We start from the raw sequence: 675 nt of genomic DNA on the forward strand, positions 1-675 counted from the left end.
GCCTGGGCCGGGTCCGGGTTCGGGTTCGTGGGGCTGCTCGTCGCCCGCGCGCTGCGCCGTCTGCGGCCGCCGAGCACGCGGGCCCTGATGGTCGGCTGCGCCCTGTGGGGCGCCGTCCTCGTGGTCCTCGCGGACCTCGCCGGGCGGCTCATCGTGGCGCCCGGGGAGATCCACCTCGGGGTGACCACCGTCCTGCTCGGCGTGCCCGTGCTGCTGGCGCTGCTGCGCCGCCCGGGGGTGGCCGCATGAGCCTCCAGCGCACCGTCTCGGACGACGTCGTCGCCCGCCTGCGCCGCTCCGACCGGCGCCGCCTCGGAGGGGGCCTGCGCGGGCCTCGCCGTGGCCGTGCTGGCCCTCGCCCTGCTGCGCGTGGTGTGGGGCACGTACCAGGTGACCGTCCCGGACCTCGTGCGGATCCTGGGCGGGGAGACGATCCCGGGAGCGAGCTTCATCGTGCTGGAGGAGAAGCTGCCCCGCGCCGTGGCCGCGGTGCTCACCGGCGCCACCCTGGGCGCGGCCGGCGCGCTCTACCGGCGCACGCTGCGCAACCCTCTGGCCTCGCCGGACATCCTGGGCGTCACCCAGGGCGCGCGGCGGCGGTCGGTGCTGGGGATGGCTGGCGACCGCCGGGCGAGACCGGCGGAGGATCGGACCTGACGCGCGCCGCCACGGCAC

General features: G+C 77.9%; 2 protein-coding genes. Both read left to right on the forward strand.

What is annotated here, in order from left to right:
- On the forward strand, positions 1-249 hold a 249-nt coding region (locus tag AC2W7A_RS13150), incomplete at its 5' end, for an iron chelate uptake ABC transporter family permease subunit (protein WP_485991711.1).
- A 90-nt stretch (positions 250-339) separates the two neighbouring features.
- Positions 340-657, forward strand: coding sequence for an iron chelate uptake ABC transporter family permease subunit (locus tag AC2W7A_RS13155; protein WP_485991713.1), 318 nt, complete (start codon positions 340-342; stop codon positions 655-657).
- The last annotated feature ends 18 nt before the right edge of the window (positions 658-675 follow it).

Source organism: Micrococcus sp. LASM2_SD2, assembly GCF_057364565.1.